The following is a 17986-nucleotide window of genomic DNA, read 5'->3' as shown; positions in this document are numbered from 1 at the left end:
GAACCTGAACATCAGGCGGCGAGAGAAGGAATCTCTGCTGGATGCTGATCGAGAACACGACGCAGATAACGCCCCGTGTGACTGGTCGGATGCTGGGCCACCTCTTCCGGTGTGCCGGTCACCAGCAATTCCCCGCCACGATCACCACCCTCGGGGCCAAGGTCGATGATCCAGTCGCTGCAACGGATCACATCGAGATTGTGCTCGATGCAGATGATCGAATTGCCCTTGTCGACAAGACGCTGCATCACCTCCATCAACTTGTGGACGTCGTAGAAGCTGAGGCCTGTTGTCGGCTCATCAATCAGATAGAGCGTCTTACCCGTGGCCCTGCGGGACAGTTCGGTGGCGAGCTTCACTCGCTGCGCCTCACCGCCGGACAGTGTCGGGGCCGGCTGTCCGAGCTTCACGTAACCGAGGCCGACGTCCACCAGCGTCCGCAGTCGGTCCGCTGCCTGAGGAATCGCCTCGAACACCTCCGCAGCCTGCTCGACCGTCATCTGCAGGACATCAGCAATGGTGTAGCCCTTGTATTTCACCTGCAGGGTTTCACGGTTGAACCGAGCTCCCCTGCACACATCGCACTGCACGTAGACATCGGGGAGGAAATTCATCTCGATCACGTTCACGCCCTGTCCGCGGCAGGCTTCACAACGTCCGCCCTTGACGTTGAAGCTGAACTGACCGACCTGATAACCGCGCGCCTTGGCCTCAACGGTGGCGGCAAAGACCTGGCGGATCGGATCGAAGGCACCGGTGTAAGTGGCCGGATTGGAACGGGGCGTACGGCCGATCGGGGATTGATCGATGACGATCACCTTGTCGATCGACTTGATTCCACGCAGCTCACCCAGACCGCTGGGGAACGGCACCTTCAGTCCGAGGCCGTTTTCCAGAGCTGGGTGAAGCAGCTCGTTCACCAAGGTGCTTTTGCCGCTTCCGCTGACGCCGGTCACCGCCACGAGTCGACCGAGCGGAAATTCAACGGTGAGATTGCGCAGGTTGTTGCGATTGCAGTCGATCAGCTGCAGACGACGGTTGCCACCTGTGCGGCGTTCAGCAGGCGTGGGAATGGAACAGCGTCCGCTGAGATAGGCACCTGTCAGGGACTCTTCACTGGACAGAAGGTTCTCCAGGGAGCCTTCGGCCACGATGTGGCCGCCATGCACTCCAGCACCGGGCCCGATGTCCACGACATGATCCGCTGCCCGGATGGTGTCTTCGTCGTGCTCGACGACCACCAGAGTGTTGCCGAGATCGCGAAGGCGCCTGAGCGTGTCCAGAAGCCGGTCGTTGTCCCGTTGATGCAGGCCGATGCTGGGCTCATCCAGGACGTAGAGCACTCCGGTGAGCCCCGCACCGATCTGGGTGGCGAGACGGATGCGCTGAGCCTCTCCCCCTGACAGCGTCATCGCCGGACGGTCGAGGCTGAGGTAATCAAGGCCCACATCCAGAAGGAAGCGCAACCGCAGACGGATCTCCCGCAGCACCAGATCGCCGATCTGGATCTGACGCGGCGTCAGCAGCGGCTCGGAACCTTCGTGGATCCCGACGCCCATCAACTGCTCGATCCTCTCCAGGGTTTCAGCGACGCTGACGGCCGTGAGCTCTGGAATCCGGAAGGGACCCACCTTCACCGCCAGGGCTTCGGGCCTCAGCCGCTGCCCATGACAGGCCTCACATGGCACCAGGGCCAGGAACTTCTCCAGCTTCTGGCGCTGAGCCTCACCGCTGGCATCGCGCAACTGGCGTTCCAGGATCGGAAGAATTCCCTCAAACGGACGCGTGTACGCGCCCTTGCCCTTGCGGTAACGACTGTCGGCCTGGATCAGGATCGGTTCACGACTGCCATTCAGCAGCACATCCCTCTGCTCATCGGTGAGCTCGTTCCAAGGGGTTTTGATCTCGAATCCGAAGGCTTCACCGACGGAATAGAGCAGCGAGAAGTAATAGGTGTTGTCCTTTTCAGCCCAGGGAGCAACCGCCGCATAGACCGGCTGGCTGGGATCGGGGATGACCCGTTCCACCGTGAACTTGCGGAGGTGGCCGATGCCATGACAAGCCTCACAGGCGCCGTAAGGACTGTTGAACGAGAAGAGTCGAGGTGAGAGTTCCTCGATCACCGCTCCGTGCACCGGACAGGCGAAATTCTCGGAATAGAGACGCTCGCGATCGACGCCCTCCGGAACCTCCTCTCCTGCCTTGGGAACCACTTCCACAAGAGCGAGACCATCACCGCGTTTCAGAGCAGTGCGCAGGGAATCGGTGAGCCTCTCCTGCACACCCTCCCTGGCCACCAGACGATCCACCACCACCTCGATGTTGTGGCTGTGGTTCTTGTCGAGCTCGATGTTGTCTGACAGCTCACGCACCTCGCCATCGATCCGGACCCGTGCGAACCCCTCCGCTGCCAGACCGCTGATCAGCTTGGTGTGGGTTCCCTTCTTGCCCCGGACCACCGGTGCGAGCAATTGGTATCGGGTTCCCTCAGGCAGCAGCAGGATGTGATCGACCATCTCGTCGATGCTCTGAGGCCGGATCGAACGCCCGCACTTGGGACAGTGGGGTTCACCGGCACGCCCGAACAGAAGACGCAGATAGTCCTGAATCTCGGTGACGGTGCCGACGGTCGAACGGGGGTTGTGACTTGTCGATTTCTGATCGATCGAGATGGCCGGTGACAGACCCTCGATGGCGTCGACATCGGGCTTGTCCACCTGGCCGAGAAACTGCCTGGCATAGGCGGAAAGACTCTCGACGTAGCGGCGCTGACCCTCCGCAAAGATCGTGTCGAACGCCAGGGAACTCTTGCCGCTGCCGCTTACACCGGTGAAGACCACCAGTTTGTTGCGGGGGATCGTGACGTCGACGTTTTTGAGGTTGTGCTGTCTGGCCCCCCGTACCCGGATCTCATCGTCCTGGTCCGTACGGGCGAGGTCCACAGCAGCAGGGCGATTCGCGTTGTTGGCAGCAGATCGCCCCATGACGCCCCGGTGGTAAGCACGAAATCTTAAGAAGAATTCGAAACTTCAGGCAGATTTCTGGTCCAGCAGGCTGGCTGCATAGGCACGGGCCTGATCACCACCGGCCAACTCAGCGAGTTCCAGTTGTCGCTGCTGAGTGTCCCGCAGGTGGGACACCCGTGAACGGGTGATGCCGTCCTGCACGTCCTTGCTGACGCGGAAATGGTGATCAGCCCCTGCCGCCACCAGGGGCTGATGGGTCACACAGAACACCTGCCGATGCCGCGCCAGGGAACGGAGCAGCTCCGCCATCGCACCGCTGACCCGGCCACTCACGCCGGAATCGATCTCATCAAACAACAACGTGCTGGACCCATCCACCGCGGCGAGAGCTGTCTTCAGTGCCAGCAGAAACCGCGACATCTCCCCTCCGGATGCCACCTCTATCAGCGGTGCGAGGGGCTGTCCGGGATTGGCGGAGAACAGAAAGCGCACGGCATCCGACCCGTGTTCCGTGGGATCGATGGGTAGGAGTTCCACTTCGAAGCGCACATTCGCCAGTCCCATGGGCGGCAGCAGATCAAGAAGCGAGTTCTGCAGAGACTCGGCAGCCTCCAGCCTCGCCGCACGGAGCAGGGCATTGGCTTGATCAAGAGCCAATCGACACCGCTGTTCCCTCTGACGCCATCGCTCCAGATCGGCAGACACCCCCCCCTCCATGAGCTGCTCCCGCAGCTCATCCCGACGGGTGATCAGGCCAGCCAGATCCAGCCCATGACGCCGCTGCAGCCGCTTGAGCTGTTCGAGCCGCTCCTGAATGCAATCGAGCTGCTCAGGATCACTCTCAAGAGCCACCCCGTACTGATCCAGAGACCGCAAAAGATCCTCGACCCCTGTCTGGAGATCGAGAGCCCGATCGTGCAGGGGAATCAGCGAGGCATCCATCTGGCTCATGGCCTGCAGCTCCTGATTCACCGCTGCGAAGTGATCCTGGAGAGACGGAGCCTGATCCGCTCCATCGCGTAGACGGCCGAACACCTCAGCCAGGCCCTGCTGAAGATGAACCCCGTGAACCAGCCGATCCTGCTCGCGCTGCAGCCGGTCCCACTCATCCGGATCCTCCAGGCAGGCCTGCTCGAGCTGATCCAGCAGCTGTTCCTGCTCGGCCCGATCCCGTTCCAGGCCCTCCTGCTTGTCTTCAAGGGCCAGCAGGGAAGCCGCAGCCTCACGCCAGAGCTGCCATGCCGTACGAACCTCCTGAGAGCATTCGGCGAGACCAGCCCCACCGAGACGATCAAGCCAACGACGCTGCTGACCGGACCGGGACAGCTGCTGTGTCTGACCCTGAATGGTGAGATCGATGAGCAAGGGCCGCAGATCCTGCAACTGCTGCCGGTTGACCGCGACGCCATTCAGGCGTGATCGACTGGTGACCCGCTCGGGCTGCTGTCGTCGCCATTCCCTGCTGACGATCAGTTCGTCCTGTCCATCGTCAGCGAGTCCTTCGCGGCTCAGCCAGCGACCCACCGGCTCGGTGATTTCAAAACTGGCTTCGATACGGGAAAGATCACAGCCTGGACGCAGCAATCGCAGACCTGCTGCGCCCTGAGCACCACCGAGAACGGCATCGAGAGCATCGAGAAGAATCGATTTGCCGGCACCCGTTTCACCTGTGAGCACAGTGAAACCGGCTTGAAAGACAAGCTCGAGGCTGTCGATCAGAGCGATGTTCCGCAGCTGAAGACCGGTGAGCACAGTCAGCTCCTGTGGTCGTGCCGACCGTAGCGGCGACACGGTTCGTTTAGAAGGGAGTCCCTTCAGACCGGAACCATGGCGCAGGAGCTCGGTGACTTCATCGAAGCCGCTGGACTGCTGGAGTACGACCCTGCGGCCATCACACGGATCTATGCAGGCCATCCACAACGGCTGATCCGACGCCTGTGGCAGACCCTGGTGCCGATCGGTCTTTTTCTGATCGGAGTGGGCTGGGACTGGTTGTTCCGACGCTTGCAGGATCCTCGGCAGGCCCGTTCCCGCGCCCGGGAGTGCGCAGCCCTGCTTGTGGATCTGGGACCGGCATTCATCAAGGCAGGACAAGCCCTGTCCACCCGACCGGACATCGTTCCACCCGTTCTGCTGGAGGAGCTCGCTCAACTGCAGGACCAACTGCCCGGCTTCGACAGTGATCTGGCCATGGCCTGCATCGAGGAGGACCTACAGGCTCCGATCGATGAACTGTTCCTGGAACTGGAACGGGAACCGATCTCGGCCGCATCCCTCGGACAGGTCCACAGAGGCGTTCTGAACAACGGAGAACGGGTCGCTGTGAAAGTTCAGCGCCCCGGCTTGCGCGAGCAGATCACACTCGATCTCTACATCGTCCGAAACATCGCCTCCTGGTTGAACAGCAACATCGGACTGATCCGGAGTGATCTGGTCGCCTTGATTGATGAGCTCGGCAAGCGGGTGTTTGAGGAAATGGATTACCTCAACGAAGCAGCGAATGCTGAACAGTTCCGTGAACTTCACAGCCACAACCCTCGCATCGCCGTTCCCCGGATTCATCAGGAGGCAACCAGCCGTCGCGTGCTGACCATGGAATGGATCGACGGAGTCAAGCTCACCAACCTCGAAGCCGTTCGCGACATGGGTGTCAACCCTGACGACATGGTCGAAGTTGGGGTGAACTGCAGTCTTCAGCAACTGCTGGAGCATGGTTTCTTCCATGCTGATCCCCATCCTGGAAACCTTCTGGCGCTCGAAGACGGACGACTCTGTTATCTGGACTTCGGGATGATGAGTGAAGTCAGTCGTGAATCAAGAACAGGCTTGATCCAAGCAGTGGTGCATCTTGTTAATAGAAATTTCAACAAACTTTCGAAAGATTTTGTTACCCTTGGATTTCTTGCTGAAGATGTCAATCTCGAGCCAATTGTACCCGCCTTTGAATCGGTTTTCAGTCAAGCAATAGAGATGGGTGTCAACAGAATGGATTTTAAAAGCGTGACAGACGATATGTCCGGTGTGATGTACAAGTTCCCCTTCCGAGTTCCCCCCTATTACGCGCTGATCATCCGTTCACTCGTCACTCTTGAAGGGATCGCTCTGAGCGTGGACCCCGACTTCAAGATCCTCGGCGCCGCCTATCCCTACTTCGCTCGCAGGTTGATGGAAGATCCGGATCCTCAGCTGCGACAGAGCCTCAAGGAAATGCTCTTCGATGGAGAGATCTTCCGCTGGACACGCCTCGAAAACCTGGTCTCCAGCGCTGCCAGTCAGACCGACCTCGACCTGGACACCCTCCTCGACCAACTTCTCGACTTCCTGTTCTCGTCGAAGGGTGGTCTGCTGCGGGAGCAGCTGGTGGATGCCACGGTGCAACGTCTTGACGACTTCGGATGGCTCACGATGCAGCGCCTGGGCCAACGGCTGCCAAAACGTCTGCAGCCTCCTGGAATGTCGGCCAACAGGTCGATCCAGAACGATCCGTTGCTCCAGCTCGAACCGATCCGTCAACTGATCGGCGTTCTGCAATCTCTACCGGGGTTCAGCCCTGATCTACTGATGAAACGCCTTCCCAGAATCATCAATGAGCCCGACGCACGCCGGATGGGCCTACAGGTGGCGCAGGGTCTGGCCGAACGGGGAGTTGTCCGCCTCGTGCGAGTCGCCGCTGGAGTTCCCGCTTAGGTTTCGTCAAAACAAAGCAGTGATGGTCAGCCTCCGGAGATGCCGTCGATCCGTGTTCGGGTTTGTCGCAGCAACCGGTCTCGCAATCGGTTGTCCAACGCCAAAGGCGATGGCCGCAGTGGACATTGCTCTTGTTTCCGGAGGATTCCGACGCTCGATTCCCGTCAAGGAAGTCGAGCATCTTGCCGAAACCGGTGAAGCCATCGGTCTGCTGGACGATCTGCTGACGATCTCCGGACAGAAACCCGAGGACGTCGCGAAGTTACTCAATCAGAAACTGGAGCTTCCACTTGTCTTGACCAGCCGGCTGATCAACACCCGGATCGGAGATGCCATCGTCCGTCGTGTCGGCAAGATCATTTATCCGATCTATTCGCCGTCTCCTGATGTCAGCGTCCCTGCCATCCGTGCCGGTGTGATCAATGGATTGCAGGAAGACGGCGGCCTGACAGCTGTCAATTTCCTGAAGTCGTATCCCAACGAGGTGATGGCTGTGAATCTTCCGGCACTGTTTGCAGTCATTGAGAAAGCACAGTCCATCGCTGGCCTCGTGCAGTTCTTCTCAGACTCACCGCTGGACGGTCTGAAGGATGGAAAACCCTGAGGTCTCTGAGCCCTGACACTTAGATTCCGGCTCAGGTAATCAGCGATCCGGTGACCTTCGTTCAGAACCTCCGTCGACGATTCGCCGATACGCCGGTGATGCAGGACTGGCCTGGGCTGATCGAGGCTTACCGGGCCTGGTTGCCGGTCAGCAGGTCGACACCGGTGATCACACTGCGGGAGGGCGCCACACCGCTGATTCCGGTGCCGTCCGTTGCCGAACGCATCGGCAGGGGTGTGACCGTCCATGTCAAGTACGACGGCCTGAATCCAACCGGCTCCTTCAAAGACCGCGGCATGACCATGGCCATCAGCAAGGCCAAGGAAGCCGGCTGTGAAGCCGTGATCTGCGCCAGCACCGGAAATACATCGGCGGCCGCAGCGGCCTATGCCCGTCGGGGAGGCATGCGCGCATTCGTCTTGATCCCTGACGGCTACGTCGCCCAGGGAAAGCTGGCCCAGGCTCTTGTGTACGGAGCAGAAGTGCTGGCGATCCGCGGCAACTTCGACAAAGCCCTCGACATCGTTCGGGAAGCGGCGGAGAAGTACCCCGTGACCCTGGTGAATTCCGTCAATCCCTACCGGCTGCAGGGTCAGAAGACCGCTGCTTTCGAGATCGTCGATGCCCTCGGGGAAGCACCCGACTGGTTGTGCATCCCGATGGGGAATGCAGGGAACATCACCGCGTACTGGATGGGATTTCAGGAATACCAGCAGGCAGGCCACAGCCGGAAGCTGCCGAGAATGATGGGTTTTCAGGCCAGTGGATCAGCCCCTCTTGTGCATGGGACAACCGTGAAAGAGCCCGAAACACTCGCCACGGCGATCCGGATCGGAAATCCCGTGAACCGCGACAAGGCCATCGCAGCCCGTCAGGCGAGCAACGGGGCCTTTCTGGACGTCACCGATGCGGAAATCATTGATGCCTACAAGCTGCTGGGTGGAGAGGAAGGAATCTTCTGCGAACCGGCGAGCGCCGCTTCGGTGGCAGGTCTGCTGAAACGACGCGATGAAGTCCCGACAGGAGCCAATGTCGTCTGCGTTCTGACCGGCAACGGCCTCAAGGATCCCGACTGCGCGATCAACAACAACGACGCTGCCTTCCACACGGATCTGAACCCTGATCTGGCCACGGTTGCCGACGTGATGGGTTTCTGAAGCGGTAGACAATCGCCAAAGCGCCTGAGGACAACCGCCCAAAACACTCTTCAGAACCTGGGGAAAGAGAACCTCTGTTGGAGCGTCCGCTCAACGGAGGTTTTTTCACGGCCTGTGAACAAGTGGAAAACCGCTGTTCATCCCACAGGCGTCGAATTGTTCTCACCAGCCATTGAGCTCCAAAACCCCAGACGAAGACTGCGATCGATCCGAGATTTCCCCATTCCCACAGCCCCTACGACGGCTGTTTTTCATTTGTTCTTCTTCTTTTTTGAATAGAACAGCCGAAGAGCACACGGATGGAATCACGGCATTGCACTTCCCTCAACGCTGTGAAACGGTGGGGCACCTCCACGACACGTTCAGGCCTGCAGCACGATGAAAGTGGTCTGTTCCCAGTCCGAGCTGAATGCCGCTCTTCAGCTGGTCAGCCGTGCGGTCGCCACGCGACCGACGCATCCGGTGCTGGCCAATGTGCTGCTGACAGCCGATGCCGGCAGCAATCGCCTCAGCCTCACAGGTTTTGATCTCAACCTCGGCATTCAGACCTCTCTGGCAGCGAGCATCGACAGCAGCGGCGCGATCACCCTTCCGGCCCGGCTTCTGGGAGAGATCGTCTCCCGCCTCTCAAGCGACAGTCCGATCACCCTGGCCACGGATGACGCCGGGGAACAGGTGGAACTCACCAGCCTGAGTGGCTCGTATCAGATGCGGGGAATGCCGGCAGACGACTATCCCGATCTGCCGATGGTCGAAAGCGGACAGCCGCTGAAACTGCAGGCATCCGGTCTTGTTCAGGCCCTCAAAGGCACCCTGTTCGCGAGCAGTGCCGATGAAGCCAAGCAGCTGCTGACAGGAGTCCATCTCCGATTCACCCAAAAGTCCCTCGAAGCGGCGGCAACCGATGGGCATCGGCTCGCCGTTCTGGAGGTGGACGATGCCCTTCATGATGCTGCTCCCTCTGATGACCCCGAGTCGGAAGGTTTCGCCGTCACTCTTCCCGCCCGCTCTCTGCGGGAGGTGGAGCGACTGATGGCAGGCTGGCGATCAGAGGAGCCGGTGAGTCTGTTCTGCGATCGCGGGCAGGTGGTGTTCCTGGCTGCTGATCAGATGGTCACCAGCCGCACGCTGGAAGGCACATATCCCAATTACCGGCAGCTGATTCCGGATGGATTCACGCGAACCATCAGTCTTGATCGCCGTGCTCTGATCGCCGCCCTGGAGCGGATCGCTGTTCTGGCGGATCAGCACAACAATGTCGTCAAATTCAGCACCCAACCTGATGATGGAGTGATCCAGCTCAGTGCTGATGCTCAGGATGTGGGCAGGGGATCCGAGTCGCTTCCAGCCACGTTGACCGGTGATGCCATGCAGATCGCCTTCAACGTTCGCTACCTGCTGGATGGTCTCAAGGCTCTCGGCACTGATCAGGTGGTTCTTCACTGCAATGCACCGACAACTCCTGCGGTGCTCAAGCCGGAAGGTGAAACTGAGAGCTTCACCTATCTGGTGATGCCCGTTCAGATCCGTTCCTGACTTGAGTCTTCCCGACCAGCTTCTGCTCAGCGATCTTCTGAATCACACCGTCCGCTGTGATCGTGGGCTTGATCACGGCCCCGGTGTGATGGTGTGGATGCATCCACCGGTGCATCGTCTGCTCGGCTGGGTCAGCCGGCCATCGGCGTTACGGCTCAGCCGTGATGTCTGGAGGCTTGATCAATGCTGTGGATTCACAGATCAGCAGGTGTTCGTGCGGGGGGATCCTTCCGTCAGTGATCAGGCCACCCTTGATCGGCTTCCGACGCTGATCGATGCGGATCTGATCAACCGTCATGGTGATCGGCTGGGCACTCTGGTGGATCTCAGTTTCACAACGGCAACCGGAGCGATCCGCGAGTATCTCGTTGCCCGCAGTGATCCACGCCTGCCCGGCAGCTCCCGCTGGCGGCTGACTCCGGATCGCATTCTTGATCAGCGTCCCGGTGTGGTTTCCACAGGGCTCACCACACTGGAGGATCTGCCTCTGCATCGGTCCAGTCTTCGCCAGGACCTGCTGCAACGCACGCAGCGATGGCGTGATCAGCTGCGTCAGATGGGAGATCGGGCCGGCGACAGGCTTGAGGGTTGGCTTGATGAGCCTCCCTGGCAGGAGGAGGGTTCACCGGCATCAGCACCATCCAGGTCCCGCCTGGACGACGCTGATCCTCTCGAGGATTGGGAGGATGAACTCTGGAATCAACCTCAGCCGTCGCGTCGCAAGGACCGGGATGAGGATCCCTGGGTCTGAGCGGCTGACGCATGGTCGGCAACACTGGTGCAAGGTGCTCTCAGACTGGTGGTCGCTGCTCCCGATGCCCCTGGATACGACATTGCTGAAGCGGTGCGGGCCGAGGGACTGAAGCCCAGAGACTGGGAGGAGATCTGCAAACGTCTGGGGCGAGCTCCGAACCGAGCCGAACTGGGAATGTTCGGCGTGATGTGGTCGGAGCACTGTTGCTATCGCAATTCCAGATCCCTGCTGCGTGGGTTTCCCACCGATGGACCGCGCATTCTCGTCGGGCCAGGGGAGAACGCTGGTGTGGTGGATCTCGGCGACGGGCATCGCCTTGCCTTCAAGATCGAAAGTCACAACCATCCCTCGGCCGTCGAACCCTTCCAGGGGGCGGCTACCGGTGTCGGCGGCATCCTGCGGGACATTTTCACGATGGGAGCCCGACCCATTGCCTTGCTCAATGCGCTGCGGTTCGGACCTCTGGAGGATCCCGCCAATGTCGGCCTGATGGAGGGCGTCGTCGCCGGGATCGCTCATTACGGCAATTGTGTCGGCGTTCCCACCGTCGGCGGCGAGGTTGCCTTTGATCCCTCCTATGCCGGCAATCCCCTGGTCAATGCGATGGCGCTCGGTCTGATGGAGACCGGTGAGATCGTGAAGTCCGGTGCGGCCGGCATCGGGAACCCCGTCGTCTACGTCGGCAGCACCACCGGTCGTGATGGCATGGGGGGGGCCAGCTTCGCCAGTGCGGAACTCAGTGCGGATTCCCTGGACGACCGTCCGGCGGTGCAGGTGGGGGATCCTTTCCTGGAGAAAGGTCTGATCGAGGCCTGTCTGGAGGCCTTCGCCAGCGGTGATGTGGTGGCTGCTCAGGACATGGGAGCGGCCGGCCTCACCTGCAGTTGCTCCGAAATGGCTGCCAAGGGTGGTCTTGGTGTGGAACTGGACCTTGATCGCGTGCCGGCCCGGGAGAGCGGCATGACGCCGTACGAGTTCCTGTTGTCGGAATCGCAGGAGCGGATGTTGTTCGTGGTCAAGAGCGGTTGCGAGGAACGGCTGATGCAGCGTTTTCATCGCTGGGGCCTTCAGGCTGCCGTGGTCGGACGGGTGCTGGATGAGCCGCTGGTGCGGGTTCTGCATCAGGGCGGTGTGGCTGCGGAGGTGCCTGCAGCTGCCCTGGCGGATGACACACCGGTTGAACAGCACGATCTGCTGGAGGAGGCTCCTGCGGATCTGCAGCTGCTCTGGCAGTGGCAGGAACGGGATCTTCCAGAGCTGAACGATCCGGGATCCGTTCTGCTTGCTCTCCTCGATGACCCCACGATCGCCAGCAAGCGCTGGGTCTATCGCCAGTACGACCAGCAGGTGCTCGCCAACACCGTGGTGTCGTCCGGTGCGGCGGATGCCGCGGTGGTGCGTCTGCGGCCTCAGCAGGGAGAGCGATCCCTTCAGGCTGTTCAGCGAGGCGTCGCGGCCACCGTCGATTGCCCCAACCGCTGGGTCGCGCTTGATCCTGAGCGGGGTGCGATGGCCGCCGTCGCCGAAGCGGCGCGCAATCTCAGTTGTGTCGGTGCCGAACCGCTGGCGGTCACCGACAACCTGAATTTCCCATCTCCTGAAACACCTGTTGGCTACTGGCAGTTGGCCATGGCCTGCCGCGGGATCTCAGAGGCCTGCCGGGCATTGGAAACGCCCGTTACGGGGGGGAATGTCTCCCTCTACAACGAAACCCGGGGGGATGACGGGTCGGCACGGCCGATTCATCCCACGCCTGTGGTGGGCATGGTCGGGCTGGTTGAGGACATCCGTCGGGTGGTGGGTCTCGGTTGGTGTGAAGTTGGGGACTCCGTAGTTCTTCTGGGGGTTCCACCGGAGGAGCGTGAGGATGAACGGGTCGGCTTGGCTGGCAGCAGTTATCAGCAGCTCGTCAACGGCACCCTGGCCGGACGTCCGCCACGGGTTGATCTCGCGTTGGAGCGGTCTGTTCAGACCCTGCTGCGACAGGCGATCCGTCAGGGTCTGATCGCGTCAGCGCATGACAGCAGTGATGGTGGTCTGGCCGTGGCGGTGGCGGAGTGCTGCATCGCTTCAGGGCTTGGTGTTGCCCTGGATCTCTCGCCGTTCAGCGGTTCAGTGCAGCGGCTGCTGTTCGGTGAAGGCGGTGCGCGTGTGGTGGTGTCCGTCAAACAGGCCTCTCTCGAGGCCTGGGAGCGTCTGGTTCTCTCGTCGCCGGCCTGTCCGGTCACCCCTCTGGGTGTTGTTCAGCAGGATGCTCGCCTGCACTGGCGTCTCGCGGATCGGGATGTCCTGGATCATTCGGTCGAGAGCCTGCGCCGAATCCATGAGGATGCGTTGCCCCGTCGTTTGGGGGCGGCAGGGCGTGGGGCAGAATTGTGAAGGATTTCTGAAGTCGAGGCGCCCTGTGCAGCAGCTCGTGGGGGAGCGTCCCGATCGGATGGAGGAGGCCTGCGGAGTCTTTGCCGTTCTCGCGGTGGAGCAGCCTGTGGCCAACCTGGCTTACTTCGGCCTCTATGCGCTTCAGCATCGAGGCCAGGAGTCGGCTGGCATTGCCGTGTTCAATCAGGACAAGGTCCGTCTGCATAAAGACATGGGCCTGGTCAGCCAGGTGTTTGACCAGGAGGTGCTTGCCCGGATGCCAGGGGATCTGGCGATCGGTCATAACCGTTATTCGACCACCGGCAGCAGTCGGGTCTGCAATGCGCAGCCGGTGGTGCTGATGACCCGCCTGGGGGCGTTCGCCCTTGCCCACAACGGCAACCTGGTCAATGCGGCGGAGCTTCGGCAGGCGGTCGATGACGGACAGGCCGAGTTCACATCCACCACCGATTCGGAACTGATCGCATTCGCCGTTCAGCAGGCGGTTGACCGCGGTCTCGACTGGCCCGAAGCCATCCGTTCAGCGCTCAAGCTCTGCCAGGGAGCTTTCAGCCTGGTGATCGGCACCTCGCAGGGGCTGTTCGCCATCCGCGACGGGTACGGCATTCGTCCGCTTGTCTTCGGTCATCTCGGCGAGCCTGAGTCCGGGCACTGGGTGGTGAGCAGTGAGACCTGCGGGCTTGAGATCATCGGAGCCCGCTACGTCGATGATGTTCAACCCGGCGAACTGGTGCGCTTTCGTGCTGGAGACATCGTTCCGGAACGCCAGAGCTGGAGTGTTGAGCCGAATCGGCTCTGCGTGTTCGAAATGATCTATTTCGCTCGTCCGGACAGCCAGTTCTTCGGAGAATCGCTTTACAGCTATCGCCAGCGCATCGGCCGCACTCTGGCGCGCGAATCCTGCGTTGATGCCGATCTGGTGATCGGTGTTCCGGATTCGGGTATTCCCGCAGCCATCGGGTTCTCACAGGAGAGCGGCATTCCCTACGGGGATGGGCTGATCAAGAACCGCTATGTCGGTCGCACCTTCATTCAGCCGACCCAGGCGATGCGGGAGGCCGGCATCCGGGTCAAGCTCAATCCATTGCCGGATGTGCTGTCCGGCAAGCGGGTGGTCGTCATCGATGACTCCATCGTTCGAGGCACCACCAGTCGCAAACTGGTGACTGCCCTGAGGGACGCCGGTGCCACGGAGGTGCACATGCGCATCAGTTCCCCGCCCGTGACCCATCCCTGCTTCTACGGCATCGACACCGACACGCAGGATCAGCTGATCGCTGCCAGGCTCACTCTCGAGGAGATTCAGGAACACCTCAAGGTCGATTCACTCGCTTATCTCAGCAAGGAAGGAATGGTGGAGGCGGCTCAGGCTGAATCAGGCAATTTCTGCACAGCCTGTTTCGATGGCGATTATCCAATTCCGATGGACGAACAGCTTCTCAACAGCAAACTGATGCTGGAGCCCGCTGGAATCGCCGGTCGCTGATCAGCGGCGCGTCAGAGGGACGACCGAGCGGATGGCTTCGCCGCTGCGTAGATCGATTTGATCGGTGAAGTCACCTCCAAGCGAGCTGAGGGCGGTTTCACCGGTTTCCAGTCGACCATGACGGCTCCGGTCCGAGATGAGTCCGATCAGGGCGTCACCGTTGCTGATGCCCCTGATCCTGTCGTCATCCGATCCAAGGTTCACTCCCATGCAGCCGAGGTCTCCACGCTGACAACGGCGCAGCGGAGTGATGTCGAGGCGGGTCATGCGTCCCTTGCCGCTGACCATGAACAGAGTCGGGTCCTGTTCCGCCACGTTGATGCAGAGAGCTCCGACGAGCTGTTCTCCCGGCAGCAGGCGCATCGTCATCGGACCTTGGGCCAGACGACCCATCAACGGCAGTGTTGTTTCATTCACCGGAAGTCGCAGAATCCTTCCCAGATCCGACACCAGCACAAGATCGCTGTGTTCCCGGCAGATCAGTGCGGATGCCAGCTCGACGCCTTCCTTCAGCTTCACCACGCTGGTGGCGCGTCCGGAGAGATCCAGCACTTCACTCATCGGTAGGCGCTTGAAACGCCCGTCGCTGCTGAGCAGACCAAGACTGAGATCGGATCCATCGCCGTCGGGCAGTTCAGCGATGGACACCAGTGGGTCACCTTCCAGTCCTGTGGGCAGAAACCGCTCCAGGGAACCGGGTTGCTGTCCGGCGAATTCCCACCGCAGGGATGCGACCCGTCCACTGCTGCTGATCCCCAGCAGGCGTGGAGGAGGTTCGATCGGCAGGATCAGCCTGGCCGGTGAGGGTTCATCCCCGAGAGGACAGGGCTCGCTGAGGTGCATCCGGCCCAGCACCTGAGGCGAAACAACCTTCACCTGACCATCGGCCTGGATCAGCAACCGCGCATCTCCAGGCAAGGCCGCCAGAGCCTGTTGCCGCAGCAGTTCGGTGTTCGGGCGCTGACTGGCGGCTCGTTCCGCCATCAGGGCATCACCTCCCTCCACAAGACGGGTTCGGCGAGGGGTGGCGAAGCGCTTTTTCAGTGTTTTCAGTTCCGCGACCATGGTGTCGAGCAACTGATCGCGGTTCTCCAACAGCAGCTTCAGACGATCCCGTTCGCTCCGCAGATCGTCGAGCTCCTTGCGCAGGCTGTCCTGCTCCAGACCTGTGAGACGTCGTAACGGCATGGCCAGCACCGCGTCCGCCTGACGTTCGTTCAGATCGAGGCGCACCATCAGACTCGCTCTGGCCGAGGCGGCATCCGCTGCTTCCTGAATCATGGTGATCACAGCCTGAAGACTGTTCAGCGCTGTGATCAGTCCTTCAACCACCTCCAGGCGGTCTTCGGTTTTTCTCAGGGCATGGCTGGTTCTTCGGATCAGCGTCAGCTCCCTGTAATCCAGGAAGGTCTGGAGCAGTTGTCTCAGGGAAAGCTGCTGGGGCTGACCATCCACAAGCGCCAGAAGGATGGCTCCGAAGTTGCTCTGGAGAGCGGTGCGACGTTGCAGATCGCTCAACACGTTCTGAGGGTCGGCATCCCGGCGCAGTTCCACGACCACCCGCATTCCCTCGCGGTCGCTTTCATCACGGATGTCCGCGATCCCACCGATCTTTCCGTCATTCACCGATTCCGCCAGCTTCTCGATCCAGCCCGCCTTGCTGAGCTGATAGGGAAGTTCGGTCACCACCACGGCATTGCGTTTGTGGCGTCCCTTGCCTGGATGCACCTCCTCGATATGGGCGATTCCCCGCATCGGGATGCTGCCTCGGCCGTGCAGATAGGTGTCCCGTAGCCCCGCGCTGAGCAGCACCTCACCACCGGTGGGGAAATCAGGGCCTGGAATCAGTTGCAGCAGTTTGTCGTCGCTGAAATCGGGTTGGCGGATCAGGGCAATCAGACCATCCACGACCTCCCCCAGGTTGTGGGGCGGAATGCTGGTGGCCATCCCCACCGCGATTCCGGAGCAGCCGTTCAGCAGCAGGAAGGGGAGCTGCGCCGGCAGCACGGTGGGCTCCTGCTGGGAACCGTCGAAATTGGGAGCGAAGTCGACGGTGTCATCGCCGATCTCCTCGAGCAGGGCCTGGTGAGCGATCGGTGCCAGGCGTGTTTCGGTGTACCGCATGGCGGCCGCTGGGTCGTCGTCCACCGATCCGAAGTTCCCATGACCATCCAGCAGTGGATGGCGGCTCGCAAAGGTCTGCACCAGACGAACGAGGGCGTCGTAGACGGCCTGGTCGCCATGGGGGTGGTACTTGCCGAGCACGTCTCCGACGACACGGGCACATTTCCGGTAGGGCCGGTCCGGAGTGAGGCCGAGCTCCTGCATCGCATAGAGGATGCGCCGCTGCACCGGCTTCAGGCCGTCGCGGGCATCAGGGAGAGCCCGGCCCACGATCACGCTCATGGCGTATTCGAGGTAGGAGCGCTGCATCTCCTGATGCAGGGCGATCGGTTGAACGCGCTCCTCAGCCATCTCGTCCGCTGAATCCTGGGCGGAAGGCGCTCAGCCTACAGATGATCAGCGGCGTTTCTTCCATGTGGCGTTGGCTTGTGCCCGCTCCACACTGGCGGCCAGTTCCGGTTCAGCCAGCAATTTGGCTGTTGCCTGACGGATCCGATAGCCCCACAGCTGTTCCTCCTGATGCGGTGCGAGAACGTAATTCGGATCGCTGGCCAGGGCGTCCTGCGCCAGGGTCAGGATTTCGCTGCTGGTGCTCTTACCCTGTTGATACAGAGCGGCAGCGAGAGCCAGCATCGGTTCCGCGTTGACTTCAATCTTCAGCACCCGACGCCAGCGGCGGATCGCTTCATCCCGGTTGCCCATCTCGTAAAGCACCAGAGCCTGATTGTTCAGGGCTTCCCAGAAATCCTTCTTGAGCGCGGTGGCTTTCTCAAATGACTTCAGCGCCATCGGCAGTTCGTCTTGCATGATCCGGGCATTCCCGAGATCGAAGTAGGCCGCGTGGTTGTCGGGGTCGAGTGCAAGGCCCCTGTCAATCAGTGGGATCGCCTCTTCCGGACGTTCAGCCCGCAGGGCGATCGCGGCTTCCGCAAACCAGAGACCCGCCTTCTCTGGATTGAGATCCTTGGCGCGAGCCAGTGAGAAACTGGCCTGATCGAGTTGTTCGTTGCGCAGCTGGGCTTCAGCCAGCACGGACCAGAGCCTTTCGTCCTGCGGATTGAGGCGAACCGCCAGCGCGGCAAGTTTCGCGGCCTCACGGGGTTGATCGAACTGCAGAAGCTGAGCGGCCGTGCGCCCGATCCCCATGGCAGATCCCGTCAGTTCCTCGGATGTCGGGAGGTAGACGTAGGGAACCATGGCTCTTGCCGGCAGAGCCAGAGTCAGAGTTCCTGCCAGGACGAGCGCTGCTTGCAGACCTCTGCTGATAGGCGTTCGGCTGGATCCCATGGAGTG

The 17986-nt window shown here is 61.0% G+C and carries 11 protein-coding genes; 7 read left to right on the top strand and 4 right to left on the bottom strand.

Features of this window, described 5'->3' with window-relative positions; all coding sequences use genetic code 11:
- Positions 1-11: 11 nt before the first annotated feature.
- Both uvrA and recN read right to left on the bottom strand, forming a co-directional pair.
- Positions 12-2984 carry an excinuclease ABC subunit UvrA gene (gene uvrA, locus ACJ0G7_RS07135; RefSeq protein ID WP_407395539.1) on the bottom strand — a complete coding sequence of 991 codons (2973 nt, stop codon included), beginning with the start codon at positions 2982-2984 and terminating at the stop codon, positions 12-14.
- A 45-nt stretch (positions 2985-3029) separates the two neighbouring features.
- Entirely contained in the window at positions 3030-4718 is a 1689-nt protein-coding gene (gene recN, locus ACJ0G7_RS07130) for a DNA repair protein RecN (RefSeq protein WP_407395867.1), read from the bottom strand.
- A gap of 75 nt (positions 4719-4793) precedes the next feature.
- Here recN and ACJ0G7_RS07125 point away from each other — a divergent pair, with 75 nt between their 5' ends.
- The 7 genes from ACJ0G7_RS07125 to purF all read left to right on the top strand — a co-directional run bounded on the left by ACJ0G7_RS07125 (position 4794) and on the right by purF (position 14569).
- Positions 4794-6653 carry an AarF/ABC1/UbiB kinase family protein gene (locus ACJ0G7_RS07125; RefSeq protein WP_043693924.1) on the top strand — a complete coding sequence of 620 codons (1860 nt, stop codon included), beginning with the start codon at positions 4794-4796 and terminating at the stop codon, positions 6651-6653.
- A gap of 22 nt (positions 6654-6675) precedes the next feature.
- Positions 6676-7257, top strand: coding sequence for an alpha/beta hydrolase (locus ACJ0G7_RS07120; RefSeq protein WP_043693927.1), 582 nt, complete (start codon positions 6676-6678; stop codon positions 7255-7257).
- A 98-nt stretch (positions 7258-7355) separates the two neighbouring features.
- Positions 7356-8414, top strand: coding sequence for a threonine synthase (gene thrC, locus ACJ0G7_RS07115; protein ID WP_407395866.1), 1059 nt, complete (start codon positions 7356-7358; stop codon positions 8412-8414).
- A gap of 378 nt (positions 8415-8792) precedes the next feature.
- Positions 8793-9950 carry a DNA polymerase III subunit beta gene (gene dnaN, locus ACJ0G7_RS07110; RefSeq protein ID WP_407395538.1) on the top strand — a complete coding sequence of 386 codons (1158 nt, stop codon included), beginning with the start codon at positions 8793-8795 and terminating at the stop codon, positions 9948-9950.
- 1 nt (position 9951) lies between these two features.
- Positions 9952-10701: an RNA methyltransferase gene (locus ACJ0G7_RS07105; protein ID WP_407395536.1), complete on the top strand. Its 750-nt coding sequence runs from the start codon at positions 9952-9954 to the stop codon at positions 10699-10701.
- A gap of 48 nt (positions 10702-10749) precedes the next feature.
- Positions 10750-13083: a phosphoribosylformylglycinamidine synthase subunit PurL gene (gene purL / locus ACJ0G7_RS07100; protein WP_407395535.1), complete on the top strand. Its 2334-nt coding sequence runs from the start codon at positions 10750-10752 to the stop codon at positions 13081-13083.
- Positions 13034-14569: an amidophosphoribosyltransferase gene (purF, locus tag ACJ0G7_RS07095; protein ID WP_407395533.1), complete on the top strand. Its 1536-nt coding sequence runs from the start codon at positions 13034-13036 to the stop codon at positions 14567-14569. The genes purL and purF overlap by 50 nt, the downstream gene beginning before the upstream one ends.
- Here the strand turns inward: purF and ACJ0G7_RS07090 are convergent, their stop codons facing one another.
- Both ACJ0G7_RS07090 and ACJ0G7_RS07085 read right to left on the bottom strand, forming a co-directional pair.
- Positions 14570-17044 carry a DNA topoisomerase (ATP-hydrolyzing) subunit A gene (locus ACJ0G7_RS07090; protein ID WP_407395532.1) on the bottom strand — a complete coding sequence of 825 codons (2475 nt, stop codon included), beginning with the start codon at positions 17042-17044 and terminating at the stop codon, positions 14570-14572.
- Positions 17045-17089: 45 nt separating this feature from the next.
- Positions 17090-17980, bottom strand: coding sequence for a tetratricopeptide repeat protein (locus ACJ0G7_RS07085; RefSeq protein WP_043693943.1), 891 nt, complete (start codon positions 17978-17980; stop codon positions 17090-17092).
- Between the last annotated feature and the right edge of the window lie 6 nt (positions 17981-17986).

The sequence above is a fragment of the Parasynechococcus sp. genome, assembly GCF_045559935.1.
In the GTDB taxonomy this organism is placed as follows: Bacteria; Cyanobacteriota; Cyanobacteriia; order PCC-6307; family Cyanobiaceae; genus Parasynechococcus.
Note: the sequence above shows the minus strand (reverse complement) of the source record. Positions and strands in the feature narration are given on the sequence as shown.

Coding starts and splice junctions, on each gene's coding strand:
- uvrA (WP_407395539.1), bottom strand. CDS start 2,984: ATGGGGCGATCTGCTGCCAACAACGCGAATCGCCCTGCTGCTGTGGAC.
- ACJ0G7_RS07125 (WP_043693924.1), top strand. CDS start 4,794: ATGGCGCAGGAGCTCGGTGACTTCATCGAAGCCGCTGGACTGCTGGAG.
- ACJ0G7_RS07120 (WP_043693927.1), top strand. CDS start 6,676: ATGGTCAGCCTCCGGAGATGCCGTCGATCCGTGTTCGGGTTTGTCGCA.
- thrC (WP_407395866.1), top strand. CDS start 7,356: ATGCAGGACTGGCCTGGGCTGATCGAGGCTTACCGGGCCTGGTTGCCG.
- dnaN (WP_407395538.1), top strand. CDS start 8,793: ATGAAAGTGGTCTGTTCCCAGTCCGAGCTGAATGCCGCTCTTCAGCTG.
- purF (WP_407395533.1), top strand. CDS start 13,034: ATGCGTTGCCCCGTCGTTTGGGGGCGGCAGGGCGTGGGGCAGAATTGT.
- ACJ0G7_RS07090 (WP_407395532.1), bottom strand. CDS start 17,044: ATGGCTGAGGAGCGCGTTCAACCGATCGCCCTGCATCAGGAGATGCAG.
- ACJ0G7_RS07085 (WP_043693943.1), bottom strand. CDS start 17,980: ATGGGATCCAGCCGAACGCCTATCAGCAGAGGTCTGCAAGCAGCGCTC.